This window comes from Rhodococcoides fascians A44A (assembly GCF_000760735.1).
Taxonomy (GTDB): domain Bacteria; phylum Actinomycetota; class Actinomycetes; order Mycobacteriales; family Mycobacteriaceae; genus Rhodococcoides; species Rhodococcoides fascians_E.
Window position 1 is genome coordinate 248,947 of record NZ_JMEX01000004.1, and the last position, 13,839, is coordinate 262,785.

General features: G+C 64.3%; 17 protein-coding genes and 1 tRNA gene. 8 read left to right on the top strand and 10 right to left on the bottom strand.

Going from position 1 to position 13,839, the window contains the following annotated elements; translation table 11 throughout:
- The 4 genes from BH95_RS29355 to BH95_RS02145 form a co-directional block, all read left to right on the top strand.
- Window positions 1-447, top strand: a 447-nt coding sequence (locus BH95_RS29355) for an aldehyde dehydrogenase family protein (RefSeq protein WP_244164776.1), incomplete at its 5' end; no start/stop codon positions are given.
- A 156-nt stretch (window positions 448-603) separates the two neighbouring features.
- The gene (locus BH95_RS02135; RefSeq protein WP_037180822.1) at window positions 604-1,761 is read left to right on the top strand and encodes an iron-containing alcohol dehydrogenase; all 1,158 of its coding nucleotides are present in this window, start codon (window positions 604-606) and stop codon (window positions 1,759-1,761) included.
- Between the two features lie 114 nt (window positions 1,762-1,875).
- A complete protein-coding gene (locus tag BH95_RS02140) occupies window positions 1,876-2,478 on the top strand; it encodes a superoxide dismutase (protein WP_037142115.1) in 603 nt (200 codons plus the stop codon).
- A 54-nt stretch (window positions 2,479-2,532) separates the two neighbouring features.
- The gene (locus BH95_RS02145; RefSeq protein ID WP_037180825.1) at window positions 2,533-3,468 is read left to right on the top strand and encodes an NAD(P)/FAD-dependent oxidoreductase; all 936 of its coding nucleotides are present in this window, start codon (window positions 2,533-2,535) and stop codon (window positions 3,466-3,468) included.
- Here BH95_RS02145 and BH95_RS02150 read toward each other — a convergent pair.
- From BH95_RS02150 to BH95_RS02175, 6 genes are all read right to left on the bottom strand, one after another.
- Window positions 3,465-4,256, bottom strand: a complete 792-nt coding sequence (locus BH95_RS02150; RefSeq protein ID WP_020111574.1) for an MHYT domain-containing protein — start codon at window positions 4,254-4,256, stop codon at window positions 3,465-3,467. The genes BH95_RS02145 and BH95_RS02150 overlap by 4 nt on opposite strands.
- A 10-nt stretch (window positions 4,257-4,266) precedes the next feature.
- The gene (locus tag BH95_RS02155; protein WP_019667411.1) at window positions 4,267-4,851 is read right to left on the bottom strand and encodes a GTP-binding protein; all 585 of its coding nucleotides are present in this window, start codon (window positions 4,849-4,851) and stop codon (window positions 4,267-4,269) included.
- The gene (locus BH95_RS02160; protein WP_051127756.1) at window positions 4,832-5,209 is read right to left on the bottom strand and encodes a DUF742 domain-containing protein; all 378 of its coding nucleotides are present in this window, start codon (window positions 5,207-5,209) and stop codon (window positions 4,832-4,834) included. The genes BH95_RS02155 and BH95_RS02160 overlap by 20 nt, the downstream gene beginning before the upstream one ends.
- A 120-nt stretch (window positions 5,210-5,329) precedes the next feature.
- Window positions 5,330-5,743: a roadblock/LC7 domain-containing protein gene (locus tag BH95_RS02165; protein WP_019667414.1), complete on the bottom strand. Its 414-nt coding sequence runs from the start codon at window positions 5,741-5,743 to the stop codon at window positions 5,330-5,332.
- Complete coding sequence (locus BH95_RS02170; RefSeq protein ID WP_037180827.1) at window positions 5,740-8,466, bottom strand: sensor histidine kinase; 2,727 nt, start codon at window positions 8,464-8,466, stop codon at window positions 5,740-5,742. Before BH95_RS02170 ends, BH95_RS02165 begins: the two co-directional genes overlap by 4 nt.
- A gap of 234 nt (window positions 8,467-8,700) precedes the next feature.
- On the bottom strand, window positions 8,701-9,564 hold the full coding sequence (locus BH95_RS02175) for a LysR family transcriptional regulator ArgP (protein ID WP_037141869.1): 864 nt from the start codon (window positions 9,562-9,564) through the stop codon (window positions 8,701-8,703).
- 69 nt (window positions 9,565-9,633) lie between these two features.
- On the opposite strand from BH95_RS02175, the gene BH95_RS02180 reads away from it, so the two are divergent.
- The 3 genes from BH95_RS02180 to BH95_RS02190 are packed head-to-tail and all read left to right on the top strand — an operon-like array spanning window position 9,634 to window position 11,147.
- Entirely contained in the window at window positions 9,634-10,257 is a 624-nt protein-coding gene (locus BH95_RS02180; RefSeq protein ID WP_052059942.1) for a LysE/ArgO family amino acid transporter, read from the top strand.
- Window positions 10,258-10,287: 30 nt separating this feature from the next.
- Window positions 10,288-10,737 carry a MarR family winged helix-turn-helix transcriptional regulator gene (locus tag BH95_RS02185; protein WP_037180829.1) on the top strand — a complete coding sequence of 150 codons (450 nt, stop codon included), beginning with the start codon at window positions 10,288-10,290 and terminating at the stop codon, window positions 10,735-10,737.
- Window positions 10,734-11,147 carry a DUF5313 family protein gene (locus tag BH95_RS02190; protein ID WP_037180833.1) on the top strand — a complete coding sequence of 138 codons (414 nt, stop codon included), beginning with the start codon at window positions 10,734-10,736 and terminating at the stop codon, window positions 11,145-11,147. The genes BH95_RS02185 and BH95_RS02190 overlap by 4 nt, the downstream gene beginning before the upstream one ends.
- On the opposite strand, the gene BH95_RS02195 is transcribed toward BH95_RS02190, so the two are convergent.
- On the bottom strand, window positions 11,113-11,772 hold the full coding sequence (locus BH95_RS02195; RefSeq protein ID WP_019667420.1) for a TetR/AcrR family transcriptional regulator: 660 nt from the start codon (window positions 11,770-11,772) through the stop codon (window positions 11,113-11,115). The two genes, BH95_RS02190 and BH95_RS02195, sit on opposite strands and share 35 nt — an antisense overlap.
- A gap of 66 nt (window positions 11,773-11,838) precedes the next feature.
- Between BH95_RS02195 and BH95_RS02200 the strand changes: the two genes are divergently transcribed.
- A complete protein-coding gene (locus tag BH95_RS02200) occupies window positions 11,839-12,456 on the top strand; it encodes a TetR/AcrR family transcriptional regulator (protein ID WP_020111580.1) in 618 nt (205 codons plus the stop codon).
- A 114-nt stretch (window positions 12,457-12,570) separates the two neighbouring features.
- On the opposite strand, the gene BH95_RS02205 is transcribed toward BH95_RS02200, so the two are convergent.
- The 3 genes from BH95_RS02205 to BH95_RS02215 form a co-directional block, all read right to left on the bottom strand.
- A tRNA-Val gene (locus BH95_RS02205) sits at window positions 12,571-12,645 on the bottom strand.
- 119 nt (window positions 12,646-12,764) lie between these two features.
- Window positions 12,765-13,229, bottom strand: a complete 465-nt coding sequence (locus tag BH95_RS02210) for a peroxiredoxin (RefSeq protein WP_019667426.1) — start codon at window positions 13,227-13,229, stop codon at window positions 12,765-12,767.
- A 28-nt stretch (window positions 13,230-13,257) separates the two neighbouring features.
- Entirely contained in the window at window positions 13,258-13,680 is a 423-nt protein-coding gene (locus BH95_RS02215; protein ID WP_026348189.1) for a DUF3052 domain-containing protein, read from the bottom strand.
- Window positions 13,681-13,839: the final 159 nt, after the last annotated feature.

Consider the following 13,839-nt stretch of genomic DNA (forward strand, 5'->3'; position numbering starts at 1 on the left):
GGTGCGAGCGAAGCGACGAGGGATGTCTCCGGCGGCTTCTGGCTCGGCCCGACGCTCATCGACCATGTCAAAACCGACATGTCCATCTACACCGACGAAATCTTCGGACCCGTGCTCTCCGTCGTCCGCGTCGACACCTACGACCAAGCCCTCGAACTGATCAACAACAACCCCTACGGCAACGGCACCGCCATCTTCACCAACGACGGCGGCGCAGCACGACGCTTCCAGAACGAAGTCGAAGTAGGCATGATCGGCATCAACGTCCCCATCCCCGTCCCCATGGCCTACTACAGCTTCGGCGGCTGGAAAAACTCGCTGTTCGGCGACACCCACGCCCACGGCACCGAAGGAATCCACTTCTTCACCCGCGGCAAAGCCGTCACCTCCCGCTGGCTCGACCCCAGCCACGGCGGCATCAACCTCGGATTCCCCGAAAACAACTAGACCCCACGTGAGTGGAAATGTAGGCCCTGAGTCAGGAGCGGAGCCCGCGGAGCGACCAGAGAGCACCTACATTTCCACTCACGACGGGGGTCAGGCCGCGTCGGTGGCCGATAGTGTGCAGGTAAGTGCGCTGACGTATCTACAAAGGAGTAGTACATGGTTGCCAACATCTCGTTCCCGCGTTTTCTCAAGCTCGGGCCAGGAGCCGTGGAGAGCCTCGGTGACGTGCTGACCGACTTGAACGTGCATCGGCCCCTGCTCGTCACCGATGCGTTCATGGTGAGCAACGGCTCCGCGGAACGGCTTCTGAAGATCATTGCCGGAGCAGGCAAAGAGGGTGCACTGTTCTCCGGCACGGTCCCGGACCCCACCACCGAGTCCTTGCACGCGGGCTTGGACGCAGCGGCAGCTCACGACGCAGATGCTGTCATCGGGTTCGGCGGTGGCAGCCCGATGGACACGGCCAAAGCCCTCGCGGTGCTGTCGAAGCAGGGCGGCGAGATGCGCGATTACAAGGCGCCACGCCAGTACACCGGGCCTGCGTTACCCATCATCGCGATCCCGACGACCGCCGGAAGCGGTTCGGAGGCAACGCAGTTCACGATCATCACGGACGTCACGTCGGACGAGAAGATGCTGTGTCCCGGCCTGTCGTTTCTTCCCATAGCGTCGATCGTGGATTCCGAGTTGACTGCATCCATGCCGCCCCGCTTGACGGCGGACACCGGCGTCGACGCGTTGACCCACGCGATCGAGGCCTATGTGAGCAAGAAAGCCAACCCGATCTCCGACGGACTCGCTTTGTCCGCGATGCGGACCATCGGCCGGTTTCTGTTGCGCGCGTATCGGGATGGCTCCGACACCGAAGCGCGCGAGGCAATGATGCATGCGTCGACTCAGGCGGGTATGGCGTTCTCCAACGCCAGTGTCTGTCTGGTTCACGGTATGAGCCGACCGATCGGAGCGCACTTCCATGTCGCACACGGCCTGTCGAACGCGATGTTGCTCCCCGCCGTCACTGCGTTCTCCATCCCCGGGGCTCGCGACCGGTACGCCGAGTGCGCTCGCCAGCTCGGGGCGGCCGAACGCACGGATTCCGACGACATCGCGTCCGCGCGGCTGATCGAGTTCATCAACACACTGTGCGCCGACGTGGAGGTTCCACGCCCGAGCACCTACGGTATCGACGAAGCCAAGTGGGACAGTCTGATTCCGCTCATGGCGGAGCAGGCATTGGCGTCGGGATCGCCGGGCAACAACCCCGTCGTGCCGACGGCCGACGAGATCGCAGATCTGTATCGCACCGTGTTCTGACCGCTCACGTCCACAGCCCACGCGCACAACCAGTACGGCGCTGGGCTTGACCTCGAGTGCGGTCGAGGTTCGAGGATGGTCATGTACCGATCGCACAGACCCGAAAGCGAGATCATGACCACCGACAAGTACGTACTACCCGAACTGTCGTACGACTACGCTGCCCTCGAACCGCACCTCAGCGGCGAGATCATGGAGCTTCATCATTCGAAGCACCATGCGGCCTACGTCGCGGGCGCGAACACCGCACTCGAACAGCTTGCGGCTGCACGTGAATCCGACGATCATTCACGGATCTTCCTGCACGAGAAGAATCTTGCGTTCCATCTGGGCGGGCATCGCAATCACAGTCAGTTCTGGACCAACATCTCCCCGGACGGTGGTGACAAGCCGGTCGGCGAACTCGCAGCCGCCATCGACGATCAGTTCGGGTCGTTCGACAAGTTCCGTGCACAGTTCACCGCTGCGGCGAACGGACTTCAGGGTTCCGGCTGGGCTGTTCTCGGCTGGGACGAACTGGGGCGGAGACTGCTCACTTTCCAACTCTACGACCAGCAGGCAAACGTCCCTCTCGGGATCACTCCCCTACTGCTGTTGGACATGTGGGAGCACGCGTTCTATCTCCAGTACAAGAACGTCAAGGCGGATTACGTCACGGCGTTCTGGAACCTGGTCGACTGGGCGGACGTCGCACGTCGTGGACCGTGGAACGACTAGTGTCTCGCGTATGAGGATTTCGGGACGGCGCTCGGTGTCGACGACGAGCCGATCGTGAGCACCGGGCGAACTCCGGTCACCATCGTCGGCGCGGGAATGGCCGGCGCCGCATGCGCGGTCGCGCTCAGGGACGGCGGCGTCGAGTGTCGTCTCGTCGATCGCGGCCGTGCGGTGGGCGGGCGGATGGCGTCTCCGCAACTGCACGGTCGCCGTGTGGACATCGGCGCGGGCTATTTCACCGTCCGCGACGACGGTTTCGCCGAGCTGGTCGAGGCGTGGGAAGCAGCCGGTCTGGCCAGGCCGTGGACCGACACGTTCGGAGTACTGGCTCCCGACGCTGACGCCACCACCACCACAGGTCCGACGAGGTGGGCAACTCCGGGCGGGCTGCGTTCACTGGTCAGGGACGTGTTGGGCGCCGCCGGCCCGGGCGAGATCAAGGCCGAATCCACCGAGCTCACCACACTTCCCGACGGCATCGTCGTGTTGGCGATGCCGGATCCGCAGGCATCGAGACTCGCCGACGTGCCGGACCCGGTGAGCTACGACGCGGCTCTCACCCTGGTCGCCGGGTTCGAGAACATGCCGTTGCCGTTCGAGAACGCAGCGTTCGTCAATGCGCATCCCGTGATCGAGTTCCTCGCCGACGACGGAGCGCGGCGGGGCGATTCGGCGCCGGTACTCGTCGCGCACACCACGGCGGAGTTCGCCCGTGCGCATCTGAGTGACCCGGACTCGGCGGTGGCGCAGACTGTGGCGGCGGTTCGATCTGTGACCGGGCTGCCGGCACCGTCGTGGACGCACGTTCATCGGTGGACCTTCGCGAAGCCCGCGCAGGCACACGACTCGACTTTCGGTTCGGTCGATCTCGCGAACGGAACCGTGTACTTCGCGGGCGATCAGTGGAGTCCGTCGGGGCCGCCTCGTGTCGAGAGTGCGTGGAGGTCGGGTACGGACGCGGGCCGCGCGATCTGCGCCAGGTTGTCCTAGCTCACGCGAGAGGCTGCATGCGGCTGGTCGAGCTGCATCGATTCGATGTCGTCGTCTTCGTCGTCGGTGAGGGTGAACAGCGCAGCGATCGGTGCCGCGAGCGCCAGGAGTCCGATGACGAAGACCGGGAACAGGAATCCGAACACTTCGAGCCCCGCGGGTACAGGTGCGTCCGGGTCGACGGTGACGCGCATGGCGGCCATTCCGGTGTAGTGCATTCCGACGACGGCGACGCCCATGACGAGACCTGCGGCCAACAACAACATCGGTTTCTGCAGGACCAGGGTGAACCACAGGGACAATGTGCCTGCGACGACGGCGATGGCCACGGAGACAGCAACGAGAGTCGTGTCGTAGGACACCGCGCCCTGGATACGGACCGCGTTCATTCCGGTGTAATGCATGACGTTGACGGCGATTCCCATCACGACGCCACCGACGAGGAGCGTCCAGATGTTGACCTTGCGGCCGATGATGAGCAGTCCGACGAGGGTCGCTCCGATCGCCAGCAACGCCGAGACGACGGTCCACAGAAGGTCGTACCGTGCGACGCTGCCGGTCACGGTGAATCCGAGCATGGCGATGAAATGCATCAACCAGATACCGATGCCCCCGATCGAGACCGCCGCCATCGCCAACCATCCGAACCGAGCACGTGGTGACGAGACGACCGCGGATTGCCTGGTGCAGGCGAGGCCGACGACACAGCCCACGACGGACACCCCGTAGGCGAGGAACACGAGCCAGATGCCCATCGAGAAATGCTGCATCTCGTGTGAATGATCCATGGTGCTGCTCCTAGGTTGCCGAGTGCACGCGGTCGAGGGCGTACTCGGTGAGGGTGATGAGGGCGCCGCGTACGGAATCCGCGCGTCGCGCATCGACTTTGACTATCGGCACGAACGGGGCGATCGCGAGCGCTTCGCGGATGTCGTCGATCTCGAAACGCTGCGCACCGTCGAACTCGTTGACGGCGACGACGAAGGGAAGTCCACGAGCTTCGAAGTAGTCGATCGCCGCGAAGCAGTCGTCGAGACGACGCGTGTCGATGAGGACGATCGAACCGATGGCTCCGCGAACCAGGTCGTCCCACATGAACCAGAATCGCCGCTGGCCCGGAGTACCGAACAGGTAGAGCACCAGGTCGTCGGAGAGTGTGATTCTGCCGAAGTCCATGGCAACGGTCGTGGTCGATTTACTGCCCGCGGAGTCCAGTTCGTCGATTCCTTCGGATTCGTCGGTGATCATCGCTTCGGTTCGGAGCGGCACGATCTCCGACACCGCGCCGACGAGTGTCGTCTTGCCGACGCCGAATCCACCTGCGACGACGATCTTCGTCGAAGCCGCTGTCCGACCTCTCGTGTCAGAGTGCGCGTAGTCCACGAAGTGTCCTTCCGATGAGTTCGCGGCGCTCGGCCGCGGTGGCGTCGTCGTCGAGAGTCGCCGACACACGCAATGTTCCAGATTCGACGAGGTCGCCGACGAGTACGCGGGCGACACCGAGGGGCAGGCTCAGGCGCGCGGAGATCTCGGCCACGGACGGGCTCTCCGTACACAGCGCGACGATTTTCGATCTCATGTCGCTGGGCGGCCACATACTCGTCACGACCGGGGAGACGGTGTGCACGGGAGCTTCGAGAGGAAGGTAGACCTCGGATCGGGTTCGGCCCGCGGTGAGGGTGTACGGCCTCACCAGATTGGGAGTTGGTGCCGCGGCGTCGAACTCGTCCGAATCGTCCACGTTCACAGGAGCTTCGGGTGCAGACTCGTCGGTCGACTCGGATGCGCCCGATCGATCGGGTGAGGCGACCTCGACCAGCGCGTCGTCTACTTCAGGTATTTCCGACGGTGCCACCGTGCATCACCGATCTCGTATCCGCGCGGCCGGCTGCACCATACTGCCCACACGATCGACCAGCACGGCCATCTCGTAACCGACTTGGCCGATGTCGCACGATGCCGCCGTCAGTGCGGCTAGGTGCGATCCATCGCCGACGCTCATCAGCAGCAGATACCCGTTCTCCATCTCGACGATGGATTGGAGTACCGGACCACCGTCGAACAGTCGCGCTGCGCCGGAGGACAGGCTCGCCAGCCCGGACGTCACCGCGGCCAGCTGCTCGGCGCGTTCGCGAGGAAGTTGTTCGCTGGTGGCCATCAGCAACCCGTCCGCCGAGACCAGGACGGAGTGCGCGACTCCGACGATGTCGCGTGCGAAGTTCGACACGAGCCAGTCCAGGGACCGATCGGGGGTCGACGCGATGGGGTGGTTCATTCGCCTTCTTCCGTTCTGTGTCGGCCGGTGACGTCTTCGGCGCGCCCGGTGCGGACACCGGTGAAGTGACTGGTGAGTTTCTCGCGTACGGCGTCGGGTGACCGTGTGCGCGACGACGTCGGCGCGTCGTTACGGCTGTGCGTCGGGGTTCGTCCGGTGTCCACGGCGCCCGGGACCAGGCGGGCACCTGGTTTACGCAGCGGCAGCCCGGAGTCCGTTCTGGTGCGTGCGCGTGCGTCGTCGGCGTTCTCGGCGGCGGCCCAGCCTGCGTCCGCCGGTGACGACCAGGTGCGCGAACGGCCTTGTCCGGTAGCAGGGTCGACGAGCCACTCGGAGACCATTCGCTGGTAGATCGGCATCGCCTGGGTCGGCGGTGCCAGCGGATCCGGCGGTGGTGGGGTCGCATCCTCGGTACCCTGTGCGGTGTCGTTCTTCGCCGCGAGTGCCGCCGGGCGGGCGCCGAAGAACGACGAAGTGTCCGAGGTCCGTCTGACGGCTGCCATGTCGCCGGACGGGGCCGATTCTGCTCTGCCGGACGACAGGGCGATGTGTTCGTCGACGCCGCTCGCGCCTGGACGACGCCGGGGCAGCGATGCGGAGGTGACGTCCTTCGTGTCGGATCGACCGTTCCGCGTCTGGGCGACGTATCCGTTCTGCTCGGCAGGCGCCTGTGCGTCGGCACCTGGGGACGGCACTCCCGCCGTCGCGAGTCCGTTGAGCGCCATGAGCGACACCGGACCCGTGCGTTCCGTGGCGGTTTCGGCGACCGTCGCGGTGATCGGAGGCGCCCCGTTGCGCGGTGGCAGCGCAGATGCCGATCGACCGGCCGACAGATCCCTGCGGTTGGCGCGGACGTTCTCGGCCGTCGGGAATGCCGTCACGACGAGTGACACGGGGATGTGAACGCTGACAGTCACTCCCGACGCTCCTCCCTGCACCTGTGTCGCGCGTAGTCGTACCGTCACTCCGTGGCGCTGGGCGAGACGTCCGACCACGAACAGGCCCATTCGACGCGCAGTTTCGGGCGTGACTTCACCGCCGGCGGAGAGCCGTTCGTTGGTTTCGTCGATGTCCGCTGCAGGCATTCCCAGCCCGCGGTCGGCGACTTCGAGCAGGATTCCGCCTTCGACGGCGCGCGCGGCGGTGACGGCGACGGCACTGTCGGGCGGTGAGTAGCGCAGCGCGTTGTCGATCAACTCGGCGACAAGGTGCACGATGTCGGCTGCTGCTGCCGCGGTCAGTGCGGCTTCCGGCACATCGAGCATGAGCACGCGGCGGTAGTCCTCGACCTCCGACACGGCCGCGCTCATCACTGCGTCGAGTGCGACGGGGCGGTCACCCTGTGCGCGGCGCGACGGGGTGCCTGCCAGCACCATGAGGTTGGCACCGTTTCGGCGCATCCGGGTGGCCAGGTGGTCGAGGCGGAAGAGACTGTCGAGGCGGCGCGGATCGTCCTCGTCGCGTTCCAGCTCTTCGATCAAGGCCAGTTGCTGATCGACGAGCGATCGGCTTCGGCGAGAGAGCGTTTCGAACATGTTGCCGACCTGCACTCGAAGTCGCGCCTGTTCGCCGGCGAGCTGCAGCGCTTCCTCGTGGATGGCGTCGACTGCGCGGGCAAGCTGGCCGATCTCCTCCTGTGTGTGGACGGGAATCGGCACGATCTCCGGGGTGTGTCCACCGGATCTGATCCTTTCGATCTCAGCCGGGAGCGCGCGTCGAGCGACACCGAGAGCGCCCAACCGGAGCCTGCGGATGGGGCGGACGAGAGAGCGGGCGACGATCAGCGCGAGCACGAGCGCGGTGAGGACCGAGCCGAGTACGAGGGCAGTGTCGCGCAGCGCCACCGATCGACTCTCGGTGGCCTCGGATGTCAGTGTCTCGACGAGGCGGCCTGCGTAGCGGTCCGCGATGGAGGTGTAGATGTCGGTGGACTGTCCGGCCGAGAGGAACGGATTGGTGGGCCCACCGCTTGCCGCCGCGGAGTACATTCCGAGCCTGGTGTCGAATTGTGCCTGCAGCGCTTGCACTTCGGCGGACTCCGGACCGAGCACGGTCGAGAGTGCCGCGATGTCGGCGGCCTCACTGCCCGCGGCCCGGTTGACCTCGTCGAGAATCGTGACGTCGGGGGTGGAGACGAGTAGCTGCTGGGTCTGCGCGGCGCGACGGCCGGACATGGCGTCGACGATCGTGGACGTGAGGGTTCGAGGCTCGGCGCTCTCGACGGACAGGCCGTCGGCGATCAGCTCTGCGATCGATTCGGTGACGGCCGATGCGACACCGACGCGCTCGACGGGGGCTACCGGGCCTTGCCGCAGCCTGTCGCTCAGTTGCTCCGCGCCGGAGACGGCGCTCTCGAAGTCGACGAGGGCGCCTGCCTCGGGGCCTCCGCCATCCTGGTCACCGCTGGTTCCGAGTGCGTCGCGCACGGCGGTGAGACCGGATTGCGCTTCCTCGCCCGAGCCCGGCACACCGCTCAGCGTAAGATCTCCGACGGCCCGGTCGAGGGCGAGGAGTGGCGCCACGATTCGTGAATTGTCTGCAGCGGCAGACAGATCGGCTGCGGCGGACAGTTCGGTCTGGATGCGCAGGGCTCCGAAACCCATTGCGAGGATCAACGGCAGCGCGACGACGGCCGCGACCTTGGCCCGAACGGGCCATGCCGAGAGCGACCACGTGCGCTCGGTGGGCACCGTGTTCGGTGGTTCGGTTCCTATTTCGACCACTAGCCGGACTCGCTTCGACTTGCCCAGGGGCGGGCGGGGACAAGGGCGGGCTGACAGCTCCCGTGAACAACACAGACCCGTCCGTGCAGGCTGTGAAGAACAACAAACCGCACGGACTTATTCTGTCCGGAGAACATATACCAAGATCCTGTTTCAGGAAAGATTTACGACTTGATGACTTTTTGAGCGTTCTTTGCCGATTAACACGCCTCCTCCCGCGTCCAGTCCGGGCGGTCAGTCCAGCGAACTTGCCGCCGCGACGGCGATCACCGACGCCAACTCGGCCAAAGCGGCCGTTTTCAACGTCCACTGCTGCCAGTAGAGCGTGACGTCGACGCCGGTGCCCGGCGCGAGGTCGACGACGTCCACTCCTGTGCGCATTCTGTCGATCTGCTGTCGAGGCAGGACGGCCCAGCCCATTCCGAGCCTCACCGCTTCGGCGAAGTCGGCCGACGACGGCACGAAGTGCGTGGGACCTGCACGCCTCGTCACACCCCACTGTTCGAGATATCGGTGTTGTAGATCATCGGAGCGGTCGAACACGATCATCGGAGCACGGGACAATGCGTCGCCCGACGGTCCGTCGCGAAACCATGTGTCCCGGAACTCCGGCGAGCACATCGGCCGATACTTCATCACCCCGAGTCGGGTCACGGAGCACCCCTGGACGGCATCCGCCGACGTGGTGACCGCCGCTACGACAACTCCCTGACGTAGCAATTCCGCGGAGTGGTCCTGGTCTTCTCTCTTGATGTCGAACTCCATGCGGTGCGACAGCTGTGCCACTGCAGGAAGAACCCAAGTGTTGAGCGAGTCACCGTTCACGGCAATCGGTACCGACGCGGGCGCGCCTGGAGTCAGCTCTGCGACGAGCGTTCCTATTTGCTGCGCCAGCCGCAGGTAGGGCATCCCCGCCTCGGTGATCCGGGCCGGCTTGGAGCGGTGAACCAGCACCGTCCCCACCGATGTCTCCAACGCTTTGATCCGTTGGCTGACCGCCGAAGGAGTGATGTGCAATTGCGTGGCTGCGGAATCGAACGAGCCCTCGGAGACGACGGAGACGAGAGCGTGAAGCTGCGACAGGTCGGGTGCGCGCATAAGTAATACTAATCATGGTGAAGAAATATTCGCTGTACTTCAGATCTGACCGTTCTTAATCTTTGCTTCATGACGTTCGCACTCGGTCCTACCCTCGCGGGCCTGGCTTTCGGCCTGTCGCTCATCGTGGCCATCGGAGCTCAGAACGCGTTCGTTCTGAGGCAAGGGATCGCGCGGACGCACGTGCTTCCCGTCGTCGCGGTCTGCGCGGCGTCGGACATCGTCCTCATCGCGGCCGGCGTGGCCGGGGCAGGTTTCCTCGTCGACAACTCCCCCTCCTTGATGACGATCGCCTATTGGGGCGGCGCTGCGTTCCTTCTCGGATACGGCGCATTGTCGATGCGTCGTGCTCTGCGCCCGTCCGCCATGTCCGCGGATCGTGCGTCGCAACCGGCCAGGATCGGCACCGTCCTCGCTACAGCGGTGGCGCTGACCTGGCTGAATCCGCACGTGTACCTGGATACGGTGGTCCTCCTCGGATCAGTGGCGGCAACGTACGACACCGCGCGAATCTGGTTCGGAATCGGTGCGTGTACCGCCAGCCTCCTGTGGTTCACCTCGCTCGGATACGGTGCCCGCCTTCTGCAACCGGCATTTGCGAAACCGATGGCCTGGCGGGTCCTCGACGGCGCGATCGCAGCGTTCATGGTCGCTCTGGGCTCGACGTTGGCAGTACAAGCAGTGAATAGTTAGTGCACTAACCATTCGTGTACTATCAAAAACGTGTCCGACGACGATCCACTCGCTCTCGACAGGCAGGTCTGTTTCGCACTGGCGGTTGCCAACCGAGCCGTTCTCGCCGTCTACCGGCCCCTCCTGGAGCCGATGGGGCTCACTCATCCTCAGTACTTGGTCATGCTGGCGCTCTGGGAGTCCTCGCCGCGGTCGGTGAAAGAAATCGCAGCGGCATTGCAACTGGACTCCCCCACCCTGTCCCCGTTGCTCAAACGGCTGGAGGCAGCCGGTCTCCTCGTTCGAACCCGCAGCCGTAGCGACGAGCGTCAGCTCGCCGTCGAATTGACCGCAGACGGTGCCGAACTGAGGACGCAGGCGGAGAACATCCCCCCTGCCGTCGTCGAACGACTCGGAGTGGACATCACCGAACTCGAAGAACTTCGCACGGTGCTCGGGCGCATCAACCAAGCCGCTATCGATGCAGGGGCGCTGCAATGAGCAGGACACCACGAACACGACCGAACTTTCTGCAGTGGCTCGGCTACGTGGCCGGGCGCAGGCTTCCGATGTCCATGCAGGATTGGGTCCGCAACGACCTGATCGGGCGAGGGGCCGTTCCGAGACACCTTCTCCGATCCATGATTCCGTTCCTCCCGATCTTCATCGGGTTCTTCGTACTGTTTCCCGGCGCACTGTGGTTGCGCGGAGCGATGGTGTTGCTGAGCGTGCTGCTCGCACTCTTCTACACCGTGGCGTTCATGGAGCTCAACCGCGCCCGCCGGCTCGAATTACACGGTCTCCCATCGAATCTTCAGAGCGATCGCAAGACGGCGGCACTCGAGGACGAGCGCGTTCGATACGAGCGCCTGCACCTCAGGAATCGTCAGCCGCCCCCGCGCCGACGATGATGCGTTGGCCGACCGTCACCACGGCACGGCTCAAACTCTTGGATGCGTGCTTGCTCAACGGACCTTCGTCCATGCGGAGGGCGTGCACGATCATCAGCAGTTCGATGAGCGTGCGAGTGGACAGGGTATGCGTGGCATGCTGACTCGCGGCAGCGCGCCGGCTCAGTGGTGTGGGGCTGGGCGGCAGGTACTCGAATGCGCGTTGCACGTGAGCTTCCTCGAACTCACGTCGTAGCACCGACGCCTCAGCCGTGGCACCGGGCAGATGGTAGTGGAGCAGGCGTGACTCGTCGGGATGCGACTCGACCCATTTCCACACGGCGAGGATCACGGCCTCGAGCGACGGATCGTCGTCGCCCTCCTGGGCACGAACCTGGGCTACGACAGCGTCGACCATGTCGAGCACCTGCCGCATGGCCAGCTCGAACAGCTCGTCCTTACCAGCGAAGTGGTAGTAGACGGCCGATGGAACGACGTCTGCTTCGAGCGCGACGTCCTGAATACTCGCGTCCGAGAAGCTCTTTGCTGCGAAGACTTTGATTGCCGCCGACACGATCTCGTGCCGCCTCGATGGCCTGTGCGGTGATTTCTTGCCCATGCCGACGCCCGCCCCCTTCTCGCTCACCTGGAAGTCTCACCTCTCGTTCGCCGAAGCACTAGTGTTGCATGACCCCGTTACAGAGGAGATCGAATGTCGGCAACAGTCAAGCGGCCCGCTCACCGTCCGTCGCGGCGGGGCGTCATAGTCTCCACCGCTTTCGAACTGTTCGCCGCTCGACCCGCTGATTCGATCACTGTCGCCGACATCGCGGCCGCCGCCGACATGACATCTGCGGCCATCTACTACCACTACCCCTCCCGTGAGGAGATTCTTCTCGAGGGTCTGCGGGAGTTCGCCGCCGACTACGTGAACGAAGTGGAACGCATTGCAACGGAGGTCGTTGTTCCCGAGCGGCAAATGGGAGCACTCGTCGCGCCGTTCGTGAAGTGGCTCGGCGACAACCGAACAGCCGCAACGGTGTATTTCGTCGCCTCCCGCGGCGCGAGCCAGCAAGTGGAGGCGATTCGGCGCGAGAACGCGCTCGTTCTGATTCCCGTCCTGGCGGCAGCCGCGAAGAAGGTCAGAGGGAAGGTGCCGGCTGCGGAAGCCGGAGTCATCGCGGTGGCGACGATCTCCGAGATCGAGATTTTCGCGTCGGCGTTCCTGTCCGACGACCGATCCTTCACGACCCTGGGGCGCCGCCGTTTCATCGAAGAGGGTGCGCGTCTGGCGGACCGCATTGCCGGAACAACGAAGCCGACGGACTGAGGTTCTGCACACAGCACTACTCAGGGCGGTAGGCCTGTAAAGCATTCTGCGGCAGATCGATTGCCTGCCGACTTGCGCGAGACCGGTCGTCGAACCCAGACGATCGACGAAATGTGGTGGGCGCAGAGGGGTTCGAACCCCCGACCGCTGGTGTGTAAAACCAGAGCTCTACCGCTGAGCTATACGCCCGGATCCCGATGACCGAGGCCACCGGAACACGGAGAAAAACTTATCCTGTCCGCCGGGAATCTACAATTCCGCAGGTCAGCCCACGTGAGTGGAAATGTAGGCCATCGCCTAGTTTCCACTCACGTACGGACTGTGCTGAGAGCTGTTTCCCAAGCGGTCTGGTCACGCGCTTCGCCGGGCTCTTTCATCTCGGCGAAACGAATGATGCCGTCGGTGTCGATGACGAAGGTTCCGCGGTTGGCGAAGCCTGCTTTGTCGTTGAACACCCCGTAGGCCTGTGCGACCGAACCGTGTGGCCAGAAGTCGGACAGCAGGGGAAATGTGTACCCCTGTTCTGCTGCCCAGATCTTGTGCGTCGGCGGTGGACCGACCGAGATGGCAAGGATCGCGGTGTCGTCGTTCTCGAACTTGGGCAGTTCGTCGCGAACCTTGCACAGCTCGCCCTGGCACGTGCCGGTGAAGGCGAGTGGATAGAACACGAGCAGTACGTTCTTGTCGCCTCGGTACGAGGACAACGTCACGTCCTGATTGTTCTGATCCTTGAGGGTGAAGTCCGGCGCCTCCGCGCCCACCTCGAGTGGCATGGAATCAAACTTCCTTGTCGACGGATCGTTAGCGCTTGACCGCGCGAGTCTTCGGCTGCACCAACCTGCTGCCGATCCAGTCACCGAGGTTGGCGGCCGACGTCTGAGTCAGTCCCGCCGTGGGGGCGGACTCGGCGATCTCACTGGGCTCGACGTGGCCGGGGAGGCCGGTCTTGGGGCTGAGGACCCAGACGAATCCGTCGTCCGACAACGGACCGATGGCGTCCATCAGTGCATCGACCAGATCACCGTCGCCGTCGCGCCACCACAGCAGCACCACGTCGATGACTTCGTCGGAGTCCTCGTCGAGGGTTTCACCGCCGATGGTGTCCTCTACGTCGGCCCGCAGATCGTCGTCTGTGTCCTCGTCCCAGCCCAGCTCCTGAACGACCAAGTCGCGGGTGATTCCAAGTTTCTGAGCGTAGTTCTGAGCGTCCGCCGCGGCGACCACGGTGGTGACCTCCTTGCATAGTGGGTGAAGTAGTGCAAGCGAACAGTGTTTCTCCCGTTCGCGCAAGCTGACCGCGCCGAAATTGCGTACATAAATTTCTACTGGTGGGTATTGGGACTCCGTACTACGTCGGTGAAACATATGTAGGAGGATTGAGCG